Genomic DNA, 26387 nt, shown 5'->3' with positions numbered 1-26387 from the left:
AACCTGCTGGAAATTCCGAATCAAAGTAACTGATAGTTAAGGAAAGCTGATTAATTTGGCGAACGAGATGAAGTAATGCGCTCGGGCACCTAATTAATCAGAGCTTCCTTCACTGAAACTCCGAAAAAACTACTGTGCCCGGTATGTAATGTGGAATAAGGATGTAATTCCTTGAAAATTTTTATGATCACTTCATGAGTTGAAGTCGATTTCAATGACTCGAATGATCATCCAATCTCAATAAGCATCTACCTCAGCATGAGTTCGCTTTGAGCCAGAAACTCCATTGCAACTTTACCCAGCCGCTTTGCAAATAAATCTGAAAACCCCTCTCTCGGAGTAAAATCAATTAGTGTTTCTGCTTTTACGATTTCACGTGCCACATATTCAGCATCGCCCATCTCATCCGCAAGACCCAAGTCGATACTTTTTTGCCCAGTCCATACGATCCCGCTGAAAATTTTCGGATCATCCTTCAGTCGCGTTCCTCTGCCTTGTTGCACAACAGTAATGAATTGCTCATGAATCTCTTTCAGCAAGGTCTTGGCATGTTCTTTCTGAACTGGATCTAACGGTGTAAACGGATCCAGGAAACCTTTATTCTCACCTGCAGTAAGCAAGCGCCTTTCGATGCCCAATTTTTCTATGGTCCCAGCAAAACCAAATCCATCCATTAGTACCCCGATGGAACCCACCAAACTGGCTTTGTCGACAAAAATTTTATCAGTCGCAACAGCCACATAATAGCCGCCGGAAGCACATACATCTCCAATGACAGCATAGATAGGAATATCGGGATGCTTGGCTCGCAACCTTTTTATTTCATCATTGATATAACCGGCCTGAACAGGGCTTCCGCCAGGACTGTTAATCCTCAAAATGACCCCTTTAGTATTTTTATCCTTAAAGGCCGATTGCAAACTGCTATTGATTTTATCGGCGCTACTGGCGCTATCGGGCACGATGACTCCTCGTACATCGATCAATGCGGTGTGTTTTTCTGCAATCCGTACTTTTCCTTCATCGATCCAATCTGTTGCCGCAAATAACAGCGCAAACAAATATAAAAAGGTCAAAGACTTGAAGAAAATTCCCCATAGCCGGGTTCGACGTTGTTCCTTTAAAGAGGCGAGCGCCAGATTTTCCAGCAATTCTCTTTCCCAATTCTCTTTTTTAAATTCTGATTCGTTCATACCTCTCATTACCCTGGTTAAAAAACATATTGCTCGGCAGAACATATCTGCATTACAAATCCACAGACACAGTAACCCAACAATAGTTTATTTGATTGGTTAATTTCTGGACTCATTAGTAAGTAACTTGAATTTTTTGATAAAAAAATAAAAGCTTACCAACTTATCATTATCATATCAGGAAACACTTCGTCAGTAAGCAACACGATTCTTCAGATCCAAGGAATTCAAATATTCAGCTTGCACACTGAATCACGATTAGCAAGGTTGTGTGAGCTACCGTACAGACCGATTCATCGGAATCAAGGTACAAAATGTAGGAAAAAGATAAGCGATCGATTACTAATAATCGGCAGGGTTTTTTATCAGGAATAACATGAATAAAAAGAATATTTTATATATATTTGGAATCCTACTTCTCATCACGATCTATGGCACAACTGCCAAAGCTCAATCGCTCACGCAAAACGATACAACAGCGTCAACCGATACCGAGTGCCTGCTCAACTGGGCCCAAACATTTTATCCACAGTTGTTTTCACCGGCTGTGATGGGCTTACAACTTTCGTCCCCTTATCTTTATCGCTATTACCCTGCTACCAACGCTTATGTGGGTGTCTCCAGTACCGACAATCATGTCTATTACCAGGGACCCAACCAGACTGTACCGATAGATATGGGAGAATTTTCCACTTTCTTGAAAGAAGCAGGATGTGGGGCCAAGCCCTACCCTGTCATATTCATCCATGGTTTGGCATCCTCGTCGGATACCTGGATCGCCTACAGAGATTATTTAACAGCGAATGGTGGCTGGGTATATGGCGGCATCCCCGCTTATGATCCCGCCACGAAAACAGTTAATTTCAGCTGCCCGTCAAATTCAACCCAAGCTGTCCAATGCACCGGCGGCAGCGGAAATTTTTACACGCTCAATTTCTCCAATAATCAAGGACTATCACTGGATCTTCTGGGCGGCGAACTGGCCGCCATTATACAGGCAGTGTTAACGGCCAATCCCGGAACAACCAAGGTTCTGCTGATCGGTCATAGCTCAGGTGGTTTAGCCGCCAGGGCATACTTGCAGGGAATAGCCCGGACACCCGAAGCAACGACTCCACTCTCCTATCGCGATGATGTCATTAAACTCATTACCATCGGTACCCCGCACCAAGGCAGTTACTGGGCGGAAGCCTGTCATACCCGTTTCGACCTCTTCAACCTCATCGATGATGTCGGAATTTGTGACCTGCTGGCGCCCGGAATCGACAATGACAGTGCAGAGATTCAGGATTTGCAACCCAATAGCACAGCGTTAGCTGTTCTTAATGATCTGAATACACATCCCTTGCCAGCGAATGTTTCTTATGTTTCGATCATCGGTACTGGACAACCGACTTTATCCAGCTTCATCGATTTCGACTCAGGAGATGGCATCGTGACGGAGGTTTCTCAAAACCTCTCAACGCTGACCGGAAGCCTTCCTCTTCAACAAAAATCGGTCGCCATTGAGGTTCCTTTCAGAGAGTGCGGCAATAGAATCAGTCTGCCACTGATTGATGACATCGGTCAGGCTCATACGTGCGAAGCAAGCGACTTGAATATCGGCGCGGAAATTTTGAGGAATTTACAATAGTCAGGCCATCATTGAGAGCTGAACATCTCTAAGCATTTAATAATGAAATTTCAGAGGGAAAGGTCACCGCTCTCCGAATCGCCTTTGTGTGAAACCGTACCGACGAATGATACACGCCATTCCAAAATAATTATTTTTAACGCGAATTATCAAGGTGAATGCAGCGGAGGAAACAATGTTAAAAAAAGTTCAGATCAGTGATAAGAATTCGGGCCGCATCATTGCAGAGTATCCGATTGTATTAGAAATACTGGGTGTCTCTTCCAAGGATTATTGTAAGGAGGCATGGGAAAATGCAATTGATGAAGGCGTCGTCGATCCCACCAGAACAGCGCGGTATGAAGTAGAAGTGGTGAATGACATATGGGATAAACAATGATAAGGGAAAAAAAATGTCAAAATTAAAAAACACAAAAACCAACGATACCGCAATCACGAGTCCGAAAATAAGAAAAAAAATGCGCACCAAACGATATCTCATGGCAGTAATGGATTTTATGAAAAAAGAAAGACCCTCCTTTGTTCCGCCAGAAAACCTGCCCAGGTAACGATATCGATATCAATCGAGGTGTATTCATATTAAGGAGAAACAACATGGTTCAGGGCCGATTATACTAAAATGTAGTAATTCAGACGGTCTGTTGAAAAACCTCTGATATACGTTGAATAGATAATAAAACAGTCTTCACTTTTCGAGGTCTAGCAAAAAATCAATGCAAGGCAACAAACGCATTGATAAGGTTCGTGCACGGCAAGGCTCTACTTTAAGCACATACCCAAACCTTTTCTATGTAAATCGGCCTTGGCATAAAACCATATTTTTCAATAGATCGTTGAATTACTAACCTCTATTTAACACCACAAGCCGAGCCTTAAGCGTAGAAGGATGAAATATCTGGACAGAAGCATTTTTAATGATGTCATTTCGAACGTAAAAAAATATTTTTGACTCCCCCATAGAGTTTCTTTCGTATCGAAATGACATGTATTGATTTAATCACGCAAAATGAATCGCCAGATTTGCCCCTACCAACAGTACAGCATCATCATTCGTATAAGAGTGATAAAAACCTTTTATTCCTCCGTCAACCCAGCCTTCATCTTGCACTATTCCGAGATCCCCAGCATTGCCGTTTAATGTCAGAGTATTAGAAGTATCGGATAAGTTGATCACGCTATCGGCTGCCAAAGTCAGCGTATTGTCGCCCCGGCCATACAGACAGATGGTTTCTATACCCTGAATTTTGTCACCGATGCTCTCTAAATCCAGATGCAGATCCTTGCCGTCCAGATGCAGAATATCATTCCCCGTTCCACCGTCGATGGATGCAAAATTGAGGTCAGGCACTTTGATCTGATCAACCCCGGCTCCACCATGAAACACATCCGCGCCGCCTCGACCAATCAATACATCATTGCCGTCACCAGATTCAAAAGTCTCTGCTATTGGAGTGCCTCGAAGGACATCGTCACCCGGAGTACCCACTATCAGATTATCATCGATAAAACTGCTTCGTCCAAATACTATATAGCCGCTTGTGATTCCCATTGCACCAATGATTAAATCATCAAATCCGTCGCCATTGACATCTCCAGCATCACTTACCGTACTCCCCGAATAATCGTAGCCTGTCACCCCAGAGAGTCGAAAACCACTATCTTTGTCTAATTCGGACAAATTTATTGAGGCCGTAAAACCGGACTTCTTGCCAAACACTACATAACTGGAACCTGCTGGAGTGGTCACACCATACTGGTAAGCATTGGGTGCTCCTATAATCAAATCATCTAACCCGTCGCCATTGAAATCCCCTGCACTGCTCACAGAAACACCCGCTACATCAAAATCCGCACCAGCCAAACGGAACCCATTGTTACCATTGAGTTTCGAAAGATCAAATGTAGCATCAAAACCTGAAGCTTTGCCAAACACCACATAACTGAACCCAAAAGTACCCACGATCAAATCATCAAAGCCATCGCCATTAACATCTCCCGCATTGCTAACCGACCTGCCTGTACCAGCAAATTCTCCATCAAGACGGAAACCATTTTTGCCATCCAAATTAGAAAGATCAAGCGCAGCATCAAAACCGGCAGCCTTACCAAACACTACGTAGCTTATGCCTTCGCGCGTGTAAAGTTGAGAAGTGCCGATAATCACATCGTCAAAACCATCCTCATTGATATCTCCGGCGTTGCTGATCGAACTTCCAAAATCATCACCTGCTTTCACTGCATCCATACGAAAACCGTTACTACCGTCAAGACTTGCTAAATTTATCTTGGCATTAAAACTGGAAGCCTTACCAAAGACCACATAACTCGACCCAAGATTATCGCCGTGGGAGTTTGATGGAGCACCAATAATAATGTCATCAAAGCCGTCATTATTAATATCGCCGGAACCGCTGACTGACTTTCCTGATTCATCCCACTTTGTCATACCGTCCAAACGGAACCCATTGCTACCATCTAGATTGGATAAATCCAACATGGCACTGAAACCCCCAGCTCTACCAAATATCACATAACTCGAACCGGAAACTATGCCGTCTGGACTTGCGCCACTAGCTCCGGCAATCACATCGTCAAAACCATCGCCGTTTACATCTCCTGCACTGCTCACCCAAAAACCTGGAGAACCATATTGCGCGCTCTCGCCAAGCAACGAAAAACCGTTGCTGCCGTTAAGCTTAGATACGTTCAGGTTGGCATCAAAACCCGATGCTTTACCAAACACCACGTAACCAGCGCCCGAGAGACCGTGACTACTATCGGAATTGCCGACAAATGACGTCATCAAAACCGTCACCATTGAAATCTCCGACGCTGCTGACTGAAATAATAGTTCCACCAAAACCATTTAATTGAAAACCGTTGCTTCCATCCAAACTGGATAAATTAAAAATTGTTGTCGCCATGTTCGCAAACTCCTATCGATAAATTGAGTTGTAAACGTTGCTCAAAAAATAAGCATGACTCATATATGCACTTTTATACAACTCATCTCAAGATCATAGAGTAATTTCAGTTTGAACAAACGCTTTTTTTAATACGTACCGAACAAAAAAAGACATATTGCAAAATGAAGTTCAAGAAGTTTTTCGAAAGTTGAAGCTGACATAATTAAGTAAAGGGTAGATATACCCGGGTAGGATGTGCCAGGAAAAAATGTCACAATATTAATAAAGCACCCTGCCGCAAGCAGCGAGGTATTAAAAGCGCTCTTCAGATTGCCAGTTTTCAACCAGACTTCGCCCCAAGGAGTGAGGATTAAAAATTTTTCAAAAGATTGCTAACCTCTTGGTTTTGGCTGTTCTCAACCTGACAGTGACAAATACAGATTCAACCGGATTAGTCGTTCTGATGTGCTGCCAGTTCTCGGCAGGATAATCGTAGAAAGCCGGCATGGAAGCTTTATCTTTAGCCAGGCATTCCATGGCTTTTGGATATGTCGGATTGAAACGCGCTATACAGTTCAAATACTTCATAAGCTTTTTCACGTGTTTCTTCTTGCCAGATATTGTGCAATGCTGCTTTGACCTTGAGCTGCATGGCTTTGGGAAGTTTTTCCAATACATTGGCGGTTTTATGCACCCAACAACGTTGTTGATCGGTCTGAGGCCAGCATTTGGCAACAGCTTTTCGTTCACATCTGACTTAAGCTTCCTCCCCTCGTATCCATCCACAGGACAGATCTTTTTCAAGAATTTTTTGTGGATGAATTCGCTATCATCCAATTTTTGCGCCAGTTTCAATCAAAACAAAAGCTTTTCAAGCTCAATCGAACCCATGACGCTGCAAAATCTAGTAACAATTTCAGTGAAACACTGCAAACCATCAAAAAAGATGGCAACATTTTTATGCAGATGGTTAATCTCTTCGATACCACACAGCTTATTGTGACTCTGGCTCTTTAAATACCCTACTACCGAAGCTGATGATGCGCACTATTCAGCGCGCAACATTCGTTTACCGGAAGTGATTCAATCGCGTCAATCAGAGTTTATTAACGAGAACGATCGGTTTACTTTTCATGAGCCCTTGGATAAAATGCTAAAAATCATTCGAAGACATTTGCACTCGGTGCTCATGCAGACCTTTATTAGGAGACTCAGTGATGACTCATTCAAACAATGACATCGTCAATGGAATTGATCCAAAACGAGCACAAGCGATATTGAATCTCGTCAGAAATGACATTACAGGTGATACCGCAAAGCCCGAGTTTCGAACCACGGTGGCATGGGATAGCGGATTCCATGCCACCATGCATGTCACCGATGGTCAAGTGGTGCTTGCTGATGAACCTCATCATTTTGGCGGCGAAGGGATGGGAATCACTCCGGAAGATTTGCTGTTGACTGCCGTTGGTTCATGCCTGGTAGCTACTTATATTGCCGGGCTATCAGCAGCTTCGATTAACGTCGAATACCTGCGTCTGAGCGTTTCAGGGCGCGTTAATTTTCGCGCAGCTTTTGCAGTCGAACCTGGCTCTCCCGGATTCGAGGATATTAAGGTTGTGGTGGATTTACAAACCGATGCTCCGGAGAAAGAGGTAACTCAACTCCTGCAAAAGCTGTATAAAATGGCACCGATACCCGATACCATCCTGCGGCCAGTGCCAGTGAAAGTTGAAATCAATCATCATTCCGACACAAAAGCAAGCTCTCCTTGATGAGTATGTCATTCAGCAAGGCATTTCCCACCAGCCCCAATTTGTTTAGATTTCATCCCCCTATCCGATTATTTGCAGCATCTCGGGAGTTCAGCGGTGATGTTCACATAAGGATTATCCATGGAAAATAACGATATTCATGATGTAACCGTCATTGGTGCAGGTCCAGCAGGATTATCAGTCGCTTATGAGTTAGTCAATGCGGGTATCAAACCCTTCGTAGTGGAGCGGACCGCTGTTGTCGGCGATGTCTGGCGCAATCACTATGATGGAGTACGATTGAATTCCGGACGCTATTTTTCTGCGCTATCCGGCAGCAAGTTTCCGCTATCCGCAGGCTCCTGGCCTTCCCGTGAAGAAGTCGTGCGTTTATTGGAAACTTTCCCGACACGCGGAGGGTTTACGGTCCATACCGACATCGATATCGACAAAGTCAGTTATGACCGGCAGCGCGATATCTGGCTCATTACCAGCACGGAGGGCAAGCATTTTGAATCTCGAGCAGTCGTCATGGCGATTGGAGGATGCCGTATCCCAGTGATTCCCAACTGGGAAGGGGTAGAGACATTTTCCGGCGAGATCCTTCATTCATCGAAATTCAAGAACGCTCAAGCATTCTCGGGCAAGCATATATTAGTCGTCGGCAGTGGCAATTCCGCTGCTGAAATTGCCAGCAAGCTAACGGATCATGCCAGTTCAGTGACGGTATCGGTAAGAACTGCCCCGCATATCCTGCCGAAGAGCATTTATGGCATTCCATTGATAGGGATTGGCGTATGGACCCGATCCTGGCCTACCGCCTGGGTAGATGGCCTATTACGTTTTCTGCAACACAGCATGATAGGTGACCTGAGTGCTCATGGTCTGCCCTATCCTGATTTGCCGCTTTCCAAGCAATACGCCATCAACAACGTAGTGCCCATTCTTTACCGGCCGTTCGTCGACGATGTTCGCGCCGGTCGAATTAAAATTGTCGGTCCCATTCAAAAAATCACCGGTAAATCCGTCCATGTGCTGCGCCATATCCACACTTCCCCAACTGAAGAAAATGACCTCGTGGCGCTGGAACCTGATGTCATCATCGCCGGCACCGGTTTTCGCACCGGCATTTCGAAACTGGTTCAGGTTCCCGGTATCGCCGACAAGGATGATCGATCAGTTATTGCAGGTGATCAAGAATTCAAAGATGCGCCTCGACTCTATTTCATTGGGCAAATCAATCCATTAAGCGGATTGCTGCGTGAAATTCGCCTCGAGGCTGGAAGGATTGTGCAGAAAATCAAGCACCAACTTTAAACGAGCCTGTCATGGAAGACCGCCCTAAGAAAAATCCGCGCAAGGAAAACAGTAAAAAAAGATTACTGCAAGCCGCGTGCCGTCTGTTTTGCAAAGAAGGTATCCATGCCACCGGAATAGCCAGAATCATAGAAGAATCAGGGGTGTCTCGGCGTGCTCTCTATATGCATTATGGCTCAAAAGAAAACTTACTCAGAGCGGTTTTTGAAGCAGAAGCCAAGATGTGGTTCCGTTGGTTTGATACTGATTTAACTGCTCTAACATGCCAGCCGCGGGAACGTGTTTTGGCACTGTTCGATTTGATGCACAATTGGTTTGAAAGCGAGCATTTCTACGGTTGCGTCTTCATTAATGCTGTCGCCGAACATGACAAAAGCAACAGTTGGGTACAAGAGATTGCCAACAGCCACCGCGAAAAAATCAACGCGAAACTGTGCGCGATGGTCGCGGACAGCGGTATAAGCGACCCTGCTTTGACAACGGAAAAATTGAGCTTATTGATCGACGGCACTATCGTAACCGCCATGGTTACGGGCCAAGGCAACATTGCCCATATCGCACGGCTGGCTGCCGACGATATCCTGCGCAGCGCTTCTATTTCGTGACCGAATTAAACCCTCAACAGTAGGAGATAGAGAATCTTGAACTGGCCGCTGGAAATTGACAGAAGGTTACCCGAACCCGTGCGGGTCATGCTACGAGGTGCGGGGCAAGTAGTATTTTGTGGCAATGCCTTAACTGGATTCTTTGTTTTGACGGCATTCTATATGAGCGGAATGACCGCAGGAATGGCCGCCACTCTGGGAGTGGTCTGCAGTACCGTTACTGCCTATGCGCTTAGATTTTGTAATGAAGACATCCAGGTCGGACTCTATGGATTCAACGGAATTCTGGCGGCCGTCAGCCTATCCGTATTCCTTCCGCACACGCCTTGGCTTTGGCTCTATATTGTCATTGCCGCCATGCTGTCAAGCCTCGTCTGGTTTCTGATGACTCGACTTCTTCATTTTTGCCGCCTTCCTGCAGCCACGTCGCCATTTGTACTGATTAGCTGGATATTCTTGTTCATGCATGCTTCCGGCAATCCACCGCCCGATCCGGCTTTAAATGTTGCACTCGAGTTCAGCACCATCCCTTTTGAAACATGGCTGCTTGCGTTCGCGCGGTCGATCAGTCAGATTCTTTTCAGTGATCAGGTTGAGGTTGGCGTGGCGCTGCTGATCGGCATTGCACTCTCCACTTGGCGCGGCGCATTCATGGCTATCGGCGGCGCCATCATTGGCGTCGCGCTGCCCATGGCTATTGGAATGGATCCTAAGGCAGTCGAAGCCGGACTTTATGGATTTAATCCGGTGTTGACCATGATTGCACTGGGATCGGTATTCCTTGAGCCTACGCTTAGAAATGCGCTATTGACAGCTTTAGCGGGGATGTTGGCGGTTTTTTGGCAGGCGGTATTGACGAGCTTATTCATTCCACTCGGCTTGCCGGTGCTGGCCTCACCTTTTATTCTTACACTGTGGATGGTTCTGTTGATTGTCTACAAACTCAGACCGCGAGTGGTTACGGTGCCAAATTAAAGAAAGCTTTGGAATGATGGCGTGATTGGCAAGCAAATACAATCGAACAGCAAGCGTTGCTGCAAGATGTACGAATGCATTGCTGAATCAAATCGAACTAAATCTGAAGAATTTCGAGTCCCTCAATGACATATATCGGCCTTTGAGAGCCATCTTGAGCATGTCATCGTTCTGATGGAAAAGAAAATATCTTCCCCATCAGCACTTATTCAGCAGTTTCATGAATTTTTATGGCTTTGCCTGCCTGCCCGCGCGTGATCCTCAGAAGACTCGCCACGAGTATGCGACGAAGCATTTCCACCGCGTCCGGAGCTTGATCTTGACCCGCCCCGATTGCCTGAGTCATTGTCATCGTCCCGGTCAGACTTTGAACTACTACGGGTTCTACTGCTTGAGCTTGAAGCGCTGTGCGATCTGCTTTGACTGCCTTTGTGACCTGCTTCTCGCGCTTCTTCGGAATCAAACTCATGCGCAGTGCCTTTTGCATGGGCAGCACGCCCTCCCTTCGAGGCAATTTCGCGCTGCTTGTCTTCATCCATCGAAGCGAAGCCCCGATTACTCGTACCCTGATTACTTTTTGAAGTAGTCATCTTGAAATCTCCAATAAATTTAAAAAACGATCCGTATTAATCCAATCATCGCTTTCAATTTACTGCAGTTACTTGCCAGGGTATGTACGCTGTCTAACTTAAAGTTAAAGAACGTCTGAGAAAAATGTATGTTCACGCTCGACGGTAAAGCTGGGCTAAAACCTAGCTCAGCAGGCTTACTCCGCAGATTGCTTCACAGTCGCTGTCAAGTTCAATGAGAATGTGCGCCGCTCGCGATTATTCGATTTCGTTTTTAACGAATCCAGATCTTCACTCAAGCGCACAGCTTCATCTTTTTTAATGTCATAGCATTCGCAAGCGCCAGCTTCCATTTTCTCTCTATCCTTGAGGGCAATATAGCCCCTACCATAGTCAATCATTCCTTCATCGTGCAATTTTCTCGCGGCTTCCGTGATAGTTTCGCGACGGACTCCAAGAATATAACCAATCGAGGCTTGTGTTATCGATAAGGTTTCGGTCGTTGCTCGATCAAAGTTGATCAGCAACCACGTGCACAATTGACGGTCAACGGCATGGCGGCGCGTACATGCAATGGTTTGTGCCATATGGACAAAGACTGATTCGGCATAGCGCAGCACCAGTTCTCGAAGATTTCCCTGCCGGCGCCCTCCGCTGCGAGTGAGCACCTTCTGCAAAGCATCGATGGAAATGCGATAAGCATGCCCGGATTGATTGATGATCACCTGAGTCGATGATTCGCTTTTACCGAGAAATGCTGAGAAACCCAACACACCTTCCTTTCCCACCATCGCTACTTCCACAGTCGACCCATCCTCCAGGCAACATAACATGGAGGCGATGATTGAAACGGGGAAGTAGACATGGTTCAATTTTTCATTCACTTCGAACACGACCTCAGCCACAGACAAAGTCACTAATTCGAGATGAGGCATTAGCTGTTCCAATTCGGAATTTGTAAGAGCACACAAGAGATGATTTTCTCTGGGATCGCAAGTAATTACAGTCATAATTGTTTGATCCATTGAAAGTTGAAGAATTATTGTTATTGATGAATCCTAGGGAAACACTGATTAATTCGGCGAACGAGATGAAGGCGCGCACGGAACGCAGCAATCGAGACATATCAACAAGATAGGCGGAGAGTGAGTACCGCACAACGAAGCAATTCACTCGTGCAATCAATGAATCAAAGTTTCCATAGATACTCTTCCTTTGTTCCACCAGCAGGAAAGAGAAAAATATCAATCTTGGCCATTATAGCCTGACACGCTTCTTCATGTGACAAACTCGCCTGTTTGTCCATCTCATTTTTTAGCATTCAGCGGCTTCAACAGTTCCGGCGATCACTATCCTTATGATCAAACAAGAATAATAAGGAGAGAAATAGAAGTATCGGAAATATCAGAAGACGCAAAGTACTGCTTTCGTTCTCCCTTCCATGGCACATACTTACAGTGCCGCCTTCTAAATTCATTTGTCAGCCAATGACAAACATAACAAAACCACAATCCTATGTTGGAAATCGCACAGACTCACGAATGAAGCCTAAAGACAATGCTTTTATTTTCAATAGCTGACCTGCAGTGAACATAACCAGGATACAACTCTATCTGCAGCAAGGACATGAGTAGTCTAGTCTGCTGATTGATCAGCATGGTTCAACCGGGCAGCTCATCAACCATTGAATCCTTATAAAACAAACTATTACCCAAAAAATATGAATGCTCCTTTTCTTGATGATATAAGCGCATCGCTGCCTCTCATTGAACGTTTCCGGGCGGTGCGGATGCAGACGATGGCGCTGTGCACGCCGTTGGAAACGGAAGATTATGTCGTTTCCAGTATGGTCGACGTCAGCCCCACGAAATGGCATTTAGCCCATACCACCTGGTTTTTCGAGACCTTCATCGTAAAACCTTATTTGCATTCCTATCAGAGCTTGGATTCGCGTTATGCCTTTCTTTTCAACTCCTATTATGAGCAGGTCGGCGCGCGCCATTGCAGATCGTTACGGGGATTGGCTACGCGCCCAACGGTCGCGGAAGTGTTTTCATATCGCATGTATGTCGATGAAGCTGTTGAGATTTTATGTGAAATGATTGGTGATGATCTGCAACATCCAGCGTGGCGGCGACTGGAAATGGGGTTGCATCATGAGCAGCAACATCAGGAACTGCTTCTGACCGATATCAAGCATGTGCTGTGGACGAATCCGTTACGTCCCGCGTATCGGAACGACACTGTGTCATCCCGGGAACCCCCGTTTCAAAGACAGCGCTGGGAACACATTGATGAGGGTTTGTATACCATCGGGGGTGCAGAAGAAGAATTTACCTTTGACAATGAACGGCCGGCACACAAAACCTACCTGCAAGCTGCGAAGTTAGCACAATCCCTAGTTACGAATGCGGAATATGAAGCTTTCATTGCGGATGGCGGTTATCGAATCTCTGGGTTATGGTTGAGTGATGGTTGGAGAATGGTGCAGTCCCAACAATGGCAAGCCCCTCTGTATTGGGAACAGCAAGAAGGTCAATGGCGCGAATTCACGCTGCGTGGTGAGATGCCTGTCGTTCCCTCGATGCCCGTGTGCCACATCAGCTATTATGAAGCTGATGCTTTTGCACGCTGGGCAGGCTACCGATTGCCGACAGAAGCAGAATGGGAGGTTCTCGCTGCTAGGCATGATGCCCAACACCATGCCATACAGCACATCAATTTCCATCCGTCTGCTGCCTGGCGCAACACAGATACTCAGCAATTGTTCGGCCACGTGTGGCAATGGACCCGGAGTCCTTACATCGCCTACCCAGGTTTTTATCCTTCCTGCGATGTACTGGGTGAATACAACGGCAAGTTCATGTGCGATCAGTGGGTACTGCGTGGCTCTTCATGCCTGACGCCACCAAATCATACACGAACAACCTATCGAAATTTTTTCCCGAGTGATGCTCGTTGGCAGTTCACCGGCCTTCGTTTGGCGGCAGATGGATGAACAATACGCTGCCTCATTCACACCACACGTCGCTGGAATTCGGAGCATCATCATTGTCGGATTCCCTGCAAAGTGCAGCTTTATCAGGGCTTGAAAATTCTTCCAAAACGCTGCCCTCCGCTTTGTTCTATGACGCTGTTGGAGCACGCCTATTTGAGGAAATCTGCAAACTGCCGGAATATTATCCTACCCGGACGGAAACGGCGATTCTACGCCAATATGCACCTGCACTCGCTTCTCGCATTGGAGCAGATGCTGTCTTGATCGACTATGGCAGTGGCTCAGGGGAAAAAGCGCAGTTCCTGCTGGATCAGTTACCCACTCTGACCGCTTATGTCCCTCTGGATGTTTCCCGCGAGCAACTTATGCAACTCGCGGCTGAGCGCTCGGCGCAACATCCCCTGTTGCAAGTTCTGCCTATCTGTGCGGATTATACCGAACCATTCGATTTTCCCTATTTACCCTATCAGGCGAGGTATATTGCTTTTTTTCCAGGCTCCACGGTGGGCAATTTTCATCCTCCTGATGCAGCGGATTTCTTGGCACAGATTCGGCAAACCGTCATGCCGGATGGAAAACTGATTCTCGGAGTCGATCGCCGCAAAAATCCCGACATATTGCATGCTGCCTACAATGATCGATTAGGACTTACGGCAGCATTCAATCTCAATATTTTGCGACATCTCAACCGCGAGATGAATGCGACTTTCAATATTTCACATTTTCGCCATTTGGCATTCTTTAATGAAGAAATCAGTCGGATCGAAATGCACTTGGAGTCTCTGGTCACCCATCAGGTGATGATTAACGACCAGCTGATTCATTTCGATGCGGGTGAAACCATTCGTACTGAGTACTCTTACAAATACAATGAAGAGAGCTTGAATACCTTGCTCGAAGCCAGTGGATTTCAAATTGATCAATTATTCACCGATCGGCGCGAATGGTTTTGGATTGCCTTATTGAATCCCATACCTGACTAATAATGTTGAGTATTATCAGAAATTCTTTTCTTCAACACTATATGGAATCATCAGCTCCCTTTCCCCTCCTGATCCGCTTATTGCCCGGGCTTACTGTCGATTTTGCATTTCCATCATCCAAGCAGGTTTTGTGGGGTTCCATACAGACCTCGCAGTTTCATTATGATAATGTAATACTTTAAAAGGACTATTACGGGAGTTGGTGATGAAAAAAACAATTTCATTTAAATCTGTCTTAACCCATATCCATCATTGGCTGACTAATAAAAAGAAGGGCGGCACGCCTGCTCTGGATGGCGCGCACATAAATGACACGCCTGCAAACATTGATCCTTCTGCAGAAACAAATCAATCACAGCATGACGTAAAAGCTCGATACGATCGCTATTACCCCCTGTACCTCCAGGATCGAGATATCAACAGCCACTTCTGATCTAAGGATAAACGTAACAATGCCCCCAGGAGGGGGCATCATCTGTTGAATCAATAATCGGAAGCATAAATCCTACTACCTTCCTAATCTCGGCACTGCCCTATTCAAGTCATTTTTTGGCTTGTTGGAGATGAGTCAAGGCATCCTCAGCAGCTTGCTTGGCTGAATCCACAGCATCCAAATTACCTTTTTCGATAGCCTGATCCAAACTCCTGATTCCTTCGACCAAATGTTCGCTGCTATTTGGGGAATGCTTTTCGTTTGGCTTAGCGTTTTTGGCATCCGTGGCGTGGTCTTTAGCGCTCTGTGCATGCTTAACAACAGATTTTCCTTCCCTAGCCTGGGAGGCAGCCTTGGTATGCTGGATTGCCTGTTCGAGATGATTCTCTGCAGAACAAGCAGCTAAGGTAACAACTACCGTTAGGATCATACCTATCATATAACGATTGCAATGAATGTCTTTCACAGGTGATTCTCCATAAATTTTAGAGAGGAAAAGCACAGAATCTTCGCCATTTTCATTTTGCAGACTGAGTCATCAGGATCAGTGCAGCCTGCGCCGCCGCTCTTGCAGCTTCTAAATTGCCGTTATTGCCTTCTTCAACGACCATGTTCAAACTATTGATACTCTGTTCCAGCAGATAACGATCTACTTCGTCATCGTGAACGCTTCTGATGGTATGGGCATGACCTCTGGCCATTCGGGCGTGCTGAACAATGGTTTGTGCATCGGATGCATGAATGGCAAAGTAAGTCTGTACGATAGCTTGCGTTAAATGATCTACTCTAGGAAATGGACCAAATGAAGCCGATGCATGATAGGAACTCACTATCATCATTAACCCAATGATATTAAATAATGATTTATTCTTCATGTGATTATTTCCTTCACCATTCAATTTGTCATATTTATAGATTCGCAGTGCACTTCTGCCTCAGCTTCTCCCCTCTTTTTTATTGCATTGATGACGATTGATTCGAAAATTATTTGCTAGCTTGCTTGAAATGCTCAATGGCATCCTTTACCGCTTTCTTGGCTTCATCAGCGTTATTTTTCTCCCCTTCTTTCATCGCATCACTTAAGCACTTGATCCCTTCGTCCAGATGCTTACCCTCAATGACTTTATCCTTATCATTTTTTGCAGCTTGGGCATATTTTTTTGCTTCCGCTGCATGCTCTGCAACTGAGGTGCCTTTCTCTGACTTGAGCGCAGCTTCGGAATGTTGAATCGCTTGGTCGAGATTGCTCGCCGCATGAACGTTCAACGACATCAAAGAGATGAGTAAAAAACTTACAAAGAATGATAAAGCTTTCATAAGATTCTCCAAAATGGTGATATAAAACCCAAAATATGCTCAAACAATGACCAATAGCATTATCCTTGAAACCAGCTTATCGCTAATGCATCATGGAAATCTGTACGCTAGCCAACTTTGCCGCAACTTAATGCTAATTGACCGGAAACCAAAAGAAAGTGAGAGATAGACGGAGGATGCTCAGGCAGAGCGAAATGGCAGAAAAAACAGGATCAGTATTGAAGCGACAATGATGGATAGTGGAAGTTGAGATACTGCGGCAAAGCTGACGGGTATTTCTATCGCCGACAAATGAAAATACTCATGAATTCAGCGATCTCATCTATTGAGCATTGCCGCCAGCGGGTTTGTAAAAAATGAATTGGTCGACCTCGACCGTTTTGAGGTATTTCTTTGACCAATCGGGAGCTACGGTCTGATGATGAAAATATAATGCACCATGAGTTCGGTCATTGAGCTGACGATTGAGCGCCTTGCGCGCTATTTCCTTGGCAATCGCGTAGGGCTCGTCTTCCTTGGCATCATCAGGACGGCCATCACACCACCATGAAAACTGGCATGCGCCATGCTCGTGACCCTGCTTGACAACACCACAGATGGTATTGGGGAAACCGTCATGACCGACCCGATTCATCACGACATTGGCGATGAGTTCCATAGTTGCTGTTTCTCTGCCCCTGGCTTCCCAATAAATGGTACGGGCAAGACATGTGATTCCATCCTCCAATGGCTCATCCCCGGCAGGATCCACCGCCTGCGCTTGCGGCTTGGTAATGAGTTGGGCTGGAGGCGGCTTGGCGGTAGTTTGCGAGGCCGCTTTTTCCTCGAGAACCTCCGCCTTGTCCTTAGCCGCATCCGCCAGCGGCGTAGAATCAACTGCATGGATTTTTTCACTCATCATACCGAGTACCACTACCAGTACCGGCAATCGGAAAAAGCCCTGCTTTGCACGCAAAAAGTTCAATTGAATAAGCTGCTGTTCAATTCATTGAAAATGGTGATGAATACGTGCCGGGTGTTTGTGTCTGAACTCTATTTTTAACCATATTCTCCCAAGCGGATTTCAAAACCTCCATGACTTCCTGGCTATTGTGAACGTCGGCGCCTTCCTTTTCTTCCAGGATCAGATGGCTGTGACATTTACAGATAAAATCCAGGCTTTCTTGAAACGAAGACGGCGCAATATGACTGAGCGAATAGGAACACAGCAGCATTGCATCGTGTTGCTGCAACAAATTGCACCAATATTGTTCCAGTTGCATGGCTTCACTGTGCTTGCCTTGACCCCATAACAAAGCGACCATACCACCAAAAATTCTTACTTTTCCAAACCTTAAACGCAAAATTTCAAGATGGGTACCTACATATTCCTGGAAAAACTCCTCATCGAGTACGCCATCGATCGTAAATCGAGAAATCAAAAAATCTGCATCAAAAAATCGGATTTGCCCATGGTTTTTAATCGCTTGCACATCCAACCCCAAGACAGCCAACTGCGAGAGTACAGTCGACCTCAAACTTGGTTTGGCAATCACAATCATCGCCTCATTGTCGCGCAAGCCTTCCATCAAATAGCGGACGAGCGTTTCTACCTGACAAGCATCCGTGGGACAAACCTCAACCCTATGCTTACCTGAGGAACCTGCCAGGTACCAGGCTTTATTTGTTGAGTTCATAAATATTCCTTTGTTCGGGTAGTGGAGGGGCTTACGACTAAGAATATATAAAACATTTTCCCAATTCAATACATTCTTTAAAAACCTGAATGCCCGATATCTTGTCGACCCCTGTTTTTAATCCAGAACTGTCCTTTAAGCAGCGCAACCGATTGACCGTTTGATCGGATCGATTGAGCGTCCGTCATTACTTTGCAACGTTTTTTAATCCCCCATATGCGGGTTTCGAACTATTTTACGCCTAAAAACACGTGTTGCTCCAGTACAACATCAAATGACTGACGATGCGCGCAAGTTACTACGCAAGCTCATTTTATCTCTCCAATAACAACCTAAAATCAATATTCGTCAATATCTTAATGAATGTCAACTGTTCAGCTTGATCCGGCATAACTGCAGGAATGCAGCACTATATCCTTTTCGAGCATGGGATTTTGACTTTGCGCTGTTCTCAATGAGGCGGCATTTGCTCCATTCGGCTCCAATCGATATGCCATTTTAGGGAAGCATGAAAGATACAGCCACCAAGACAACTCACAAGACAGACGAAGGTATGAAGACCGCCCAACCAAGCGATTCGCGTGATTAGCCAATTCATCAGCGTTTCTTAACTGGTTTTATCTTTTCCGATCTTTTCTCCTAAGTCACTCAGAGTGTGCGCGGCCGTACTGAATTTTATGAGCAAACAAATTATTGTCGGAAAGTATTTCTCTCTAATAATCATGGTGCTATAGCTCTTGCACTAGAATTAATTTTTTATTTCTCTGTTGGGGTGGCAATGTCATCCCTTTAACACAATGAGGAAAATATGCAACCTACGATAACGAATGGCGCTTCCACCTCGATCTGGCACGCTACCGTATCCTTTCCCGACTTTTCCCCACTTCAAAATAATGCGCAAGCCGACGTCTGCGTAATCGGAGGGGGAATTGCGGGACTTACCGCTGCCTATCTTCTTTCAAAGCAGCAAAAAAAAGTGATATTGATTGATGCATTCACGTTGGGCGCAGGTGAAACGGGACGAACCACCGCTCACTTTTTCCCACCTGATGAGTGGTATGCCGCTCTAGAGGAGTCGTTTGGTACCGATCATGCCTCGCTCATCGCCAACAGTTATGCTGCAGCCACGGATACGGTCGAGTCGATCATCGGCATGGAGCAAATAGACTGTGCGTTTCAGCGCGTGGATGGGTATTTATACGCCCTATCGTCAAGTCATTATATGGATATCGACCAAGAATTTGACGCCGCACGTCGCGTCGGCGTTGCCGTGGAGAAACTCGAACAGATACCCGGCATACCCTTCGTCACCGGCCCATGTATCAGATTTCCTCATCAAGCCCAGTTTGATCCGCTGAAGTATTTGAAAGGCCTGGCAGAAGCCCTGGTGCGCAATGGCGGAGCTATTTATGGTAATACTCGGGCGTTGAAGATCGAAGATCACGATAACTATCAGACTGTTTGCACGCAACATGGAAAAATCAGAGCTCCAGCCGTCGTTGTGGCTACCAACACACCTTTCAACGACAGGGTAGTCCTTCATACCAAACAGGCTGCCTACCGCACCTATGTCATTGGCGTTCGCGTACCATTGAACGCTTTACCGCCTATTCTCATGTGGGACAACGGCGACCCCTATTACTATGTCCGGCTGGAGTTGCGTAACCCTGAATGTGACTATGACATGCTCCTCGTGGGAGGTAGAGATCATAAAGTGGGACAAGACCCGCACCCTGAGCACCGCTATGATGAGATTGAGCAATGGGTCAGAGAACGCTTCCCGATGGCGCAGTCGGTCGACTATCGATGGTCGGGCGAAATCATGGAGCCAGCCGATGGAGCGGCATTCCTAGGTCGCAACCCCCTGGATAACGACAATGTATACGTGATCAGCGGTGATTCCGGCAATGGAATGACGCATTGCACGCTGGGTGGCATGATCGTGACTGACCTTATTTTAGGACGGAAAAATCCTTGGACATCGCTGTATGACCCCGGACGCAAAATCACCCATGGATTCTTCGAGTTTGTCGCCGAACAGGCCAATACGCTGAGTCAATATAGCGACTGGGTGAAAGGAGGAGAAGTCAGTTCGATCCGCGAGGTTCCCCGGCAAGAAGGCGCAATTGTTCAGGATGGCGCGGACAAACTGGCCGTTTATCATGACGCCGAAGGGAAAGTTCATGTTCTTTCTGCGGTGTGTACCCATTTGGGTTGCATCGTGCATTTCAATTCGGCAGAACGGTCGTGGGACTGCCCTTGCCACGGTTCGCGTTTTGGCATCGACGGTGAGGTTTTACATGGCCCAGCCTCTGCGCCATTGTCGATCAGAAAATAATCAAGACCACGCCGATCAGAACAAAATCAATGTGGGTTGACGAACAGACTGGCAGCCAAATCCGGAGGAGTATTCATACGTAATTTCTTGAATATCACCCACCGAAAAGGAGTTGTCCCATGATCCACGATAACAAAAAGTCAGTCATAGCGTATATCGACGGCATGATGTTAATGGTTGGCTGCTACCGGCTGGGCTGAATATTCACAAAAGCAGAATAACGTTGACGACAAGGATTCCGAGCGTCTCTCGCAACTTCGTGCTTCCCGATAAGAAAAGCGAGGGGAGTGATCATAAAAAAATTCTTCTGGTCATGACGCCAGTACTGACAACTGCTCGGGAACGAATCCGGACGTTCCTGCCAAGTCGGATAAAAAAGGCGGCTATTGATTAACCCTGAAAGCGGTGCAGACGAGAGGTGGAAAGAAGCCGCTCCTCTAATCCGACTCTTCACTGCTTTTGTTTGATACTTAAATAATTAAGGAGAAAATCATGATTAGCTGGGCAGTCACATTTCTAATTATCGCAATCATTGCAGGGGTGCTGGGGTTTTCCGGCATTGCCGGCACAGCCACCCAAATAGCGTGGATTGCATTCGTCATTGGCATCATTATGGCGATTTTCTTCTTTTTCACTGGAAGAGGATCTCCACCGTCTTAAATCGCAGGACAACTGAAGACTTCTTGAGGAAATCTGAAAAGCTATTAGGTGGTTGGTCGTGACGTTGAACTCAGGTCCATTTAGCATTTAGCATTTAGCTATGGAATCTAATTTTTTGAACGCACTTCACCAGGTTTTTTCTGAATTCCTCAAGCTCTACTGCGGGGTGGCTGGAGTTTAACCCCTTCCATCCTCTCTCAGCAGTCGGAGCGAGAGTGGTGATTATCTCAAAGGACGTTGAGCGGTATTTTCAAATAGCTTATTCCATTATTCTCCGCAGGAGGCATACGCCCGGCACGAACGTTGACCTGCACTGCAGGCAGCATGAGTACCGGCATCTCCAGCGTCGAATCTCGCGCAGTGCGCATCGCTACAAAATCATCTTCGGTCACTCCGTCATGAACATGAATGTTGTTCAGCCGTTCTTGCGCGACCGTGCTTTGCCATTGGGGAGGACGATTGTTGGGTGGATAGTCGTGACACATGAACAGCCTTGTTTCAGCAGGGAAATCCAGTGGCTTTCGAATCGAACGATACAATTGGCGGGCATCGCCGCCAGGAAAATCAGCGCGTGCCGTGCCCACATCCGGCATGAACAGCGTATCGCCGATAAAAATTGCATCGCCGAATTGATAGGCCAGATCTGCTGGTGTATGTCCTGGCCCCGAAATAGCTTTAGCGCTGAGCTTACCCACAGTGAATATTTCCCCATCCGACAGCAGATGATCGAATTGACTCCCATCGGTTGTAAACTCGGGTCCCATATTGAATAATGTCTTGAACACGTCCTGCACGACAGGAATAAGACTGCCAATGGCAGTTTTTCCGCCCAGTTTTTGTTCGAGATAGTGTGCAGCCGTCAAATGATCGGCGTGGGCATGCGTTTCCAGAATCCACTGCACGGAAAGATGCTGCTCCTGGATGAATGCAATCAACATATCCGCAGATGCGGTGTTCGTTTTCCCCGCTTTTGGATCATAATCCAGCACGGAATCGATGATGGCACAGTTTCCCTCCGGCTCATCATAGACCACATAGCTTACCGTCCCCGTCACCGGATCGAAGAATGGCTGGATATTGGGGGACATGATGATTTTTTTCCTTGAATTGACAGGATGTCCATCCACTTTCTCGCACAACCTTCTTACATTCCAATTGCAGGGGAAAACACTGAGACAATCACTCTCGATGCACGCCGCACCTACTCATGCGGAATCATTCTGGGTCGCCGGTTGGCGTCAATGGCGACGTACGTGAGTACGGCTTCAGTCACTTTGATGCAAATTTCTTCGCCGCCTTCCCGCACTCCGCGTTGAGCATAGACGGCCACATTGACGGTAATCGATGTATGGCCAACCCGGATGATGTCCGCATAGAGACTGACCAGATCTCCGACAAAAACCGGATGCTTGAATACAAATGAATTGACCGCCACGGTTGCAACCCGGCCGCGCGCACGTCGAATCGCCGGTATGCTGCCAGCCATATCCACCTGCGACATGATCCAGCCGCCAAAAATATCACCGGCATAATTGGTGTCCGATGGCATAGGCACGGTGCGCAGCACAGGCTGTCCATCAGGCAAAGAAACATGAAGCGTTGGATTATGAGAGGTATTGGGCATGGCACACGTTATCAACAAAACCCCAGCAATTAGTAACCATGAGGTTGTTCAAATTAAGCATTGAGTATTTCATACAGAGCGGGATTATTCAAACTGAATTTTCATGCTCAAAACTTATTCAAGTTGACTACATCCAAGTTGCATTATCTTTGCTGATTTCTGCTCGACTTTCCGTCGCCGACTCACTTTTCTGAATTGATTCGATATGGATAATGTGAGTTTGCCGGATAATTATTATTTCTTTTTGTAAAGTTTTATTTTATTCTTAATTTAAAAGCTTGATACAGGATGGGCCGGTAAAAGGAACCTCAACCTGATCGTCTCTGGATGAGGAGAATAACATTCAAAAATGTTCAAGGAGGCAGAATGGCGCGTATTGTTATTTTAGGTGCGGGAATCGGCGGCGTACCGATGGCTTACGAAATGAAGCAAGCTGTCGGCAACCGCCATGAAGTGATCTTGATCTCCAATACACCCACGTTTCATTTTGTACCATCGAATGTCTGGGTTCCGCCCGGATGGCGTACTGCGGAAGCATTGAAAATTGAACTGGCGCCGGTCATGAGCAGTAAAGGCATCACTTTTATTCAGAAAGCGGCATCATCCCTCGATCCGGATAATAATCAGGTGATACTCGAGGATGAATCTGCAGTGGAGTATGATTTCCTGATCATTGCGACCGGGCCGCGCTTGGCGTTTGATGAGATTCCGGGTCTGGGGCCGAGCGGTTATACGTCATCGGTCTGCCATGTCGACCATGCCGCCGTTGCGGCGGAAGACTGGCGCAGATTCGTCGAAGATCCCGGCCCCATTGTGGTTGGAGCGGTACAGGGCGCTTCCTGTTTCGGTCCTGCGTATGAGTATCTGATGGTTCTTGAAACTGAATTGCGTAAAAGGAAAATGCGCGACAAAGTGCCGATGACCTTTATCACCCCGGAACCTTATATCGGTCACCTGGGACTCGGCGGCGTAGGCGACACCAAAGGTTTGCTCGAAAGCGCTCTGCGCGACAAGACCATCAAATGGATAACGAATGCACGGGTCGACAAGATTGAACCCGGGATGGTTTTTGTGACTGAAGTCGACGAAGACGGTCATGACAAGAAAAAACATGAGCTGCCCTTTAAACATTCCATGATGTTACCCGCCTTTACCGGTGTCGATGCCGTGCGTCATGTCAAAGCGCAAGGTCTGGTGAATCCGCGCGGTTTCGTTCTGGTGGATGAACATCAGCGCAATCCGGCTTATAAAAACATTTATTCCCTGGGTGTCTGTATCGCTATTCCGCCCATCGAAAAAACACCGTTGCCGGTTGGCGCGCCCAAAACCGGTTACATGATTGAATCCATGGTGACGGCTGTCGCTCATAATATCAGCGAAGAATTAGTAGGCAAGGAACCGTCGTACAAGGCGACATGGAATGCCTTATGCCTGGCCGATTTCGGCGATTCGGGCGTGGCTTTTCTGGCGCAGCCGCAAATTCCGCCGCGCAATACCACGTGGTCTTCAGAAGGAAAATGGGTACACTTGGCTAAGATCGGTTTTGAGAAATATTTCATGCGTAAAATACGCAAGGGTATCGCCGAACCCTATTATGAAAAATTAATCCTTGAACTGATGGGTCTTAAGAGACTAAAAGAACGAGAAGGGGGTGAATAGAATGACACTCGATAGAGCAGTGATGGCAGTTGCAGGCAGCTTTATTTTATCGAGTCTGTTGCTGGCACACTTTCATTCGCAAAACTGGTTGTGGTTTACCGCTTTTGTGGGCGCCAATCTGTTGCAGTCGGCATTCACAGGATTCTGTCCGATGGCGATGTTTCTGAAAAAGCTCGGTATCAAGCCGGGAAGCGCTTTCGGATAATCTGACACGAGTCAACGGAAAGTAAACGAATAAGGCATTGTGCGCTTGCTCCATTTGCCTCAAGCCCAATGCAGTGTGCCGGTCAGGTGTGAGCCGCTGCTGGCGAACCCTCATGCGTGAAGTTATGCCAAACATAATTCTAAATAAACCGGTATTAGTCCTGATGTTGACCGCTATATCAGTCGCTTCGGCCGCTGCAGCCGATTCGCCGGTAACCGGAAGCGCGATTTTCGGCGTTGATGCCGCAGAAACGAGCACTAGAAAATCGGCTGTGGAAACTTATACACTCGATCAGGCTGTCGACTATGCGCTCACAAACAATCCAGACCTGCAAATCGCCATCGAGCGCATCAAACAGGCTGAAGCCCGTCTGGGCATGGCACTTTCCGCGTTTTATCCGCAAATTTCCGCCCGCGCCAGTTATGAGCACTCCAACAACCCGGCGCAGGTATTTGCGATGATCGTCGCGCAACGGGATTTTGACGCCAATGCGATGCAGAGCATCAACAGTCCCGGCTATCGGCAGAATTTCCGCCCGGAAATCATCGGCACACTCTCAATTTTTCGGGGCGGACAGGATTACCAAAGAAGTAAAGCAGCCGAACTGGGCATCGATGCAGCCGAATTCGAGCGCTCGACCGTCAGAAATGCGCTGGTGGAGGCGGTCACGGTTTCTTATTATGCCTACCTGACGGCACAGGAAGCGATGAAAGTCGCGCAAGACTCCATCCATGCCCTCTCCAGCGAACTGAAACAAACCAAAATCCGGTTTGAGGCAGGAACTACGCTGAAATCCGAGGTGTTGTCACTGGATGTCAAACTGGCCGAGGCGAAAGAAGCTGAAATCAGAGCCGCCAATGCGATCGAGCTGTCCAAAATCAGCATGGCGAATTTGCTCGGACTGGAAAACTCTGCAGCTTTCTCAGTCGCTCCCGCATCCAAACTGACCAGGCCCAGCCCGACGGCATCATTCGATCAGATGCGTGAACTGGCCCTGACCGGGCGCCCTGAAATCATGGCGGCAGCCCGGCAGGTCGAAATCAGTGAACGCGAGCTCAAAGTTGAGATGGGCGCCTATCTGCCCAAGGCTGATGCGTATGTCAGTTACGGCCAGAACAGCCAATCCCCTGGATTTTCCGGTCAAAAAGACAATGTCACCGTCGGAGTCGCCGTAGAAATGAATCTGTTCTCAGGTTTCAATATCAAACAACGGGTCAGTGCTGCGCAACAAAAAGTGAAAGAAATGCGCGAACGGGAACGAAAAACCAGGCTCGGCATCGAGCAGGAAGTCAAAACCGCTTTTCTGAAGTTGCAGGAAGCGCTAGCCCGGCTGCATGTGGCTGAAACCTCCCAGCAGGCTGCTGAAGAAGCATTAAGGCTGGTGAATGAGGAACGGCGCGCCGGAATGGCAACCATCACGCGTTATATTGAATCCGAGGTCGCCAGGAATAAAGCACGATCCAGTTTCATCGCAGCGCATTATGATGCACTGAGTGCGGAAATGGCATTAAAAAAAGCCGTCGGCGATTGGAAATAAAGGAC

28 protein-coding genes and 1 pseudogene are annotated in these 26387 nt (G+C 46.9%); 16 read left to right on the top strand and 13 right to left on the bottom strand.

Annotated features, from left to right (window positions below; translation table 11 throughout):
• Positions 1-248 precede the first annotated feature (248 nt).
• Positions 249-1193, bottom strand: a complete 945-nt coding sequence (locus tag ABF87_RS10330; RefSeq protein WP_160829043.1) for a S49 family peptidase — start codon at positions 1191-1193, stop codon at positions 249-251.
• Between the two features lie 376 nt (positions 1194-1569).
• Between ABF87_RS10330 and ABF87_RS10325 the strand changes: the two genes are divergently transcribed.
• From ABF87_RS10325 to ABF87_RS10315, 3 genes are all read left to right on the top strand, one after another.
• Complete coding sequence (locus tag ABF87_RS10325; protein ID WP_160829042.1) at positions 1570-2826, top strand: hypothetical protein; 1257 nt, start codon at positions 1570-1572, stop codon at positions 2824-2826.
• Positions 2827-3001: 175 nt separating this feature from the next.
• Positions 3002-3205: a hypothetical protein gene (locus ABF87_RS10320; RefSeq protein WP_160829041.1), complete on the top strand. Its 204-nt coding sequence runs from the start codon at positions 3002-3004 to the stop codon at positions 3203-3205.
• 13 nt (positions 3206-3218) lie between these two features.
• Positions 3219-3374, top strand: a complete 156-nt coding sequence (locus ABF87_RS10315; protein ID WP_160829040.1) for a hypothetical protein — start codon at positions 3219-3221, stop codon at positions 3372-3374.
• 449 nt (positions 3375-3823) lie between these two features.
• On the opposite strand, the gene ABF87_RS10310 is transcribed toward ABF87_RS10315, so the two are convergent.
• The 3 genes and pseudogenes from ABF87_RS10310 to ABF87_RS10305 form a co-directional block, all read right to left on the bottom strand.
• A complete protein-coding gene (locus tag ABF87_RS10310; protein ID WP_240143629.1) occupies positions 3824-5629 on the bottom strand; it encodes an integrin alpha in 1806 nt (601 codons plus the stop codon).
• On the bottom strand, positions 5601-5750 hold the full coding sequence (locus tag ABF87_RS15070) for a hypothetical protein (RefSeq protein WP_240143628.1): 150 nt from the start codon (positions 5748-5750) through the stop codon (positions 5601-5603). Before ABF87_RS15070 ends, ABF87_RS10310 begins: the two co-directional genes overlap by 29 nt.
• A 381-nt stretch (positions 5751-6131) precedes the next feature.
• Positions 6132-6471: pseudogene (locus ABF87_RS10305) on the bottom strand (transposase); the annotation flags it as partial.
• 74 nt (positions 6472-6545) lie between these two features.
• On the opposite strand from ABF87_RS10305, the gene ABF87_RS10300 reads away from it, so the two are divergent.
• The 5 genes from ABF87_RS10300 (at position 6546) to ABF87_RS10280 (ending at position 10383) form a co-directional block, all read left to right on the top strand.
• Positions 6546-6749, top strand: coding sequence for a hypothetical protein (locus ABF87_RS10300; RefSeq protein ID WP_160829039.1), 204 nt, complete (start codon positions 6546-6548; stop codon positions 6747-6749).
• Positions 6750-6949: 200 nt separating this feature from the next.
• Positions 6950-7507, top strand: a complete 558-nt coding sequence (locus ABF87_RS10295; RefSeq protein ID WP_160829038.1) for an OsmC family protein — start codon at positions 6950-6952, stop codon at positions 7505-7507.
• Positions 7508-7627: 120 nt separating this feature from the next.
• Positions 7628-8803, top strand: a complete 1176-nt coding sequence (locus ABF87_RS10290) for an NAD(P)/FAD-dependent oxidoreductase (RefSeq protein ID WP_160829037.1) — start codon at positions 7628-7630, stop codon at positions 8801-8803.
• An 11-nt stretch (positions 8804-8814) separates the two neighbouring features.
• On the top strand, positions 8815-9408 hold the full coding sequence (locus ABF87_RS10285) for a TetR/AcrR family transcriptional regulator (RefSeq protein ID WP_160829036.1): 594 nt from the start codon (positions 8815-8817) through the stop codon (positions 9406-9408).
• Positions 9409-9444: 36 nt separating this feature from the next.
• Positions 9445-10383 (top strand): urea transporter, encoded by a 939-nt coding sequence (locus ABF87_RS10280; protein ID WP_160829035.1) that lies wholly within the window; start codon positions 9445-9447, stop codon positions 10381-10383.
• A gap of 218 nt (positions 10384-10601) precedes the next feature.
• On the opposite strand, the gene ABF87_RS10275 is transcribed toward ABF87_RS10280, so the two are convergent.
• Both ABF87_RS10275 and ABF87_RS10270 read right to left on the bottom strand, forming a co-directional pair.
• Positions 10602-10973: a KGG domain-containing protein gene (locus ABF87_RS10275; protein ID WP_205012685.1), complete on the bottom strand. Its 372-nt coding sequence runs from the start codon at positions 10971-10973 to the stop codon at positions 10602-10604.
• Positions 10974-11149: 176 nt separating this feature from the next.
• Positions 11150-11887: a Crp/Fnr family transcriptional regulator gene (locus ABF87_RS10270; RefSeq protein WP_160829034.1), complete on the bottom strand. Its 738-nt coding sequence runs from the start codon at positions 11885-11887 to the stop codon at positions 11150-11152.
• A 785-nt stretch (positions 11888-12672) separates the two neighbouring features.
• On the opposite strand from ABF87_RS10270, the gene egtB reads away from it, so the two are divergent.
• The 3 genes from egtB (at position 12673) to ABF87_RS10255 (ending at position 15366) form a co-directional block, all read left to right on the top strand.
• Complete coding sequence (gene egtB / locus ABF87_RS10265; RefSeq protein WP_160829033.1) at positions 12673-13950, top strand: ergothioneine biosynthesis protein EgtB; 1278 nt, start codon at positions 12673-12675, stop codon at positions 13948-13950.
• Positions 13947-14933: an L-histidine N(alpha)-methyltransferase gene (gene egtD, locus ABF87_RS10260; RefSeq protein ID WP_160829032.1), complete on the top strand. Its 987-nt coding sequence runs from the start codon at positions 13947-13949 to the stop codon at positions 14931-14933. The genes egtB and egtD overlap by 4 nt, the downstream gene beginning before the upstream one ends.
• 205 nt (positions 14934-15138) lie before the next feature.
• The gene (locus ABF87_RS10255; protein ID WP_160829031.1) at positions 15139-15366 is read left to right on the top strand and encodes a hypothetical protein; all 228 of its coding nucleotides are present in this window, start codon (positions 15139-15141) and stop codon (positions 15364-15366) included.
• Between the two features lie 109 nt (positions 15367-15475).
• Here ABF87_RS10255 and smbP (ABF87_RS10250) read toward each other — a convergent pair whose 3' ends face one another.
• The 5 genes from smbP (ABF87_RS10250) to ABF87_RS10230 all read right to left on the bottom strand — a co-directional run bounded on the left by smbP (ABF87_RS10250) (position 15476) and on the right by ABF87_RS10230 (position 18359).
• Positions 15476-15832, bottom strand: a complete 357-nt coding sequence (gene smbP / locus ABF87_RS10250) for a small metal-binding protein SmbP (protein WP_160829030.1) — start codon at positions 15830-15832, stop codon at positions 15476-15478.
• Positions 15833-15884: 52 nt separating this feature from the next.
• A complete protein-coding gene (gene smbP, locus ABF87_RS10245) occupies positions 15885-16241 on the bottom strand; it encodes a small metal-binding protein SmbP (protein ID WP_160829029.1) in 357 nt (118 codons plus the stop codon).
• Positions 16242-16350: 109 nt separating this feature from the next.
• On the bottom strand, positions 16351-16683 hold the full coding sequence (smbP, locus tag ABF87_RS10240; RefSeq protein ID WP_160829028.1) for a small metal-binding protein SmbP: 333 nt from the start codon (positions 16681-16683) through the stop codon (positions 16351-16353).
• Between the two features lie 322 nt (positions 16684-17005).
• The gene (locus tag ABF87_RS10235) at positions 17006-17647 is read right to left on the bottom strand and encodes a cell wall hydrolase (RefSeq protein ID WP_240143627.1); all 642 of its coding nucleotides are present in this window, start codon (positions 17645-17647) and stop codon (positions 17006-17008) included.
• A gap of 16 nt (positions 17648-17663) precedes the next feature.
• Positions 17664-18359: an MEDS domain-containing protein gene (locus ABF87_RS10230; protein ID WP_160829027.1), complete on the bottom strand. Its 696-nt coding sequence runs from the start codon at positions 18357-18359 to the stop codon at positions 17664-17666.
• An 808-nt stretch (positions 18360-19167) separates the two neighbouring features.
• On the opposite strand from ABF87_RS10230, the gene ABF87_RS10225 reads away from it, so the two are divergent.
• The gene (locus tag ABF87_RS10225; protein ID WP_160829026.1) at positions 19168-20697 is read left to right on the top strand and encodes an FAD-dependent oxidoreductase; all 1530 of its coding nucleotides are present in this window, start codon (positions 19168-19170) and stop codon (positions 20695-20697) included.
• Between the two features lie 492 nt (positions 20698-21189).
• A complete protein-coding gene (locus ABF87_RS10220; RefSeq protein ID WP_160829025.1) occupies positions 21190-21357 on the top strand; it encodes a DUF1328 domain-containing protein in 168 nt (55 codons plus the stop codon).
• Positions 21358-21584: 227 nt separating this feature from the next.
• Here the strand turns inward: ABF87_RS10220 and ABF87_RS10215 are convergent, their stop codons facing one another.
• Both ABF87_RS10215 and ABF87_RS10210 read right to left on the bottom strand, forming a co-directional pair.
• Entirely contained in the window at positions 21585-22445 is an 861-nt protein-coding gene (locus tag ABF87_RS10215) for an MBL fold metallo-hydrolase (protein ID WP_160829024.1), read from the bottom strand.
• A 113-nt stretch (positions 22446-22558) separates the two neighbouring features.
• Positions 22559-22981, bottom strand: a complete 423-nt coding sequence (locus ABF87_RS10210; protein ID WP_160829023.1) for an acyl-CoA thioesterase — start codon at positions 22979-22981, stop codon at positions 22559-22561.
• A gap of 366 nt (positions 22982-23347) precedes the next feature.
• On the opposite strand from ABF87_RS10210, the gene ABF87_RS10205 reads away from it, so the two are divergent.
• From ABF87_RS10205 to ABF87_RS10195, 3 genes are all read left to right on the top strand, one after another.
• Positions 23348-24640, top strand: coding sequence for an FAD/NAD(P)-binding oxidoreductase (locus ABF87_RS10205; protein WP_160829022.1), 1293 nt, complete (start codon positions 23348-23350; stop codon positions 24638-24640).
• Position 24641: 1 nt separating this feature from the next.
• Complete coding sequence (locus tag ABF87_RS10200; protein ID WP_160829021.1) at positions 24642-24845, top strand: DUF2892 domain-containing protein; 204 nt, start codon at positions 24642-24644, stop codon at positions 24843-24845.
• A 124-nt stretch (positions 24846-24969) separates the two neighbouring features.
• A complete protein-coding gene (locus ABF87_RS10195; protein WP_205012684.1) occupies positions 24970-26382 on the top strand; it encodes a TolC family protein in 1413 nt (470 codons plus the stop codon).
• Positions 26383-26387 lie beyond the last annotated feature (5 nt).

It is taken from the genome of Nitrosomonas sp. JL21 (assembly GCF_009833095.1).
Lineage (GTDB): Bacteria > Pseudomonadota > Gammaproteobacteria > Burkholderiales > Nitrosomonadaceae > Nitrosomonas.
The sequence above is the reverse complement of the archived record's forward strand: the minus strand, read 5'-3'. Positions and strand labels throughout refer to the sequence as shown.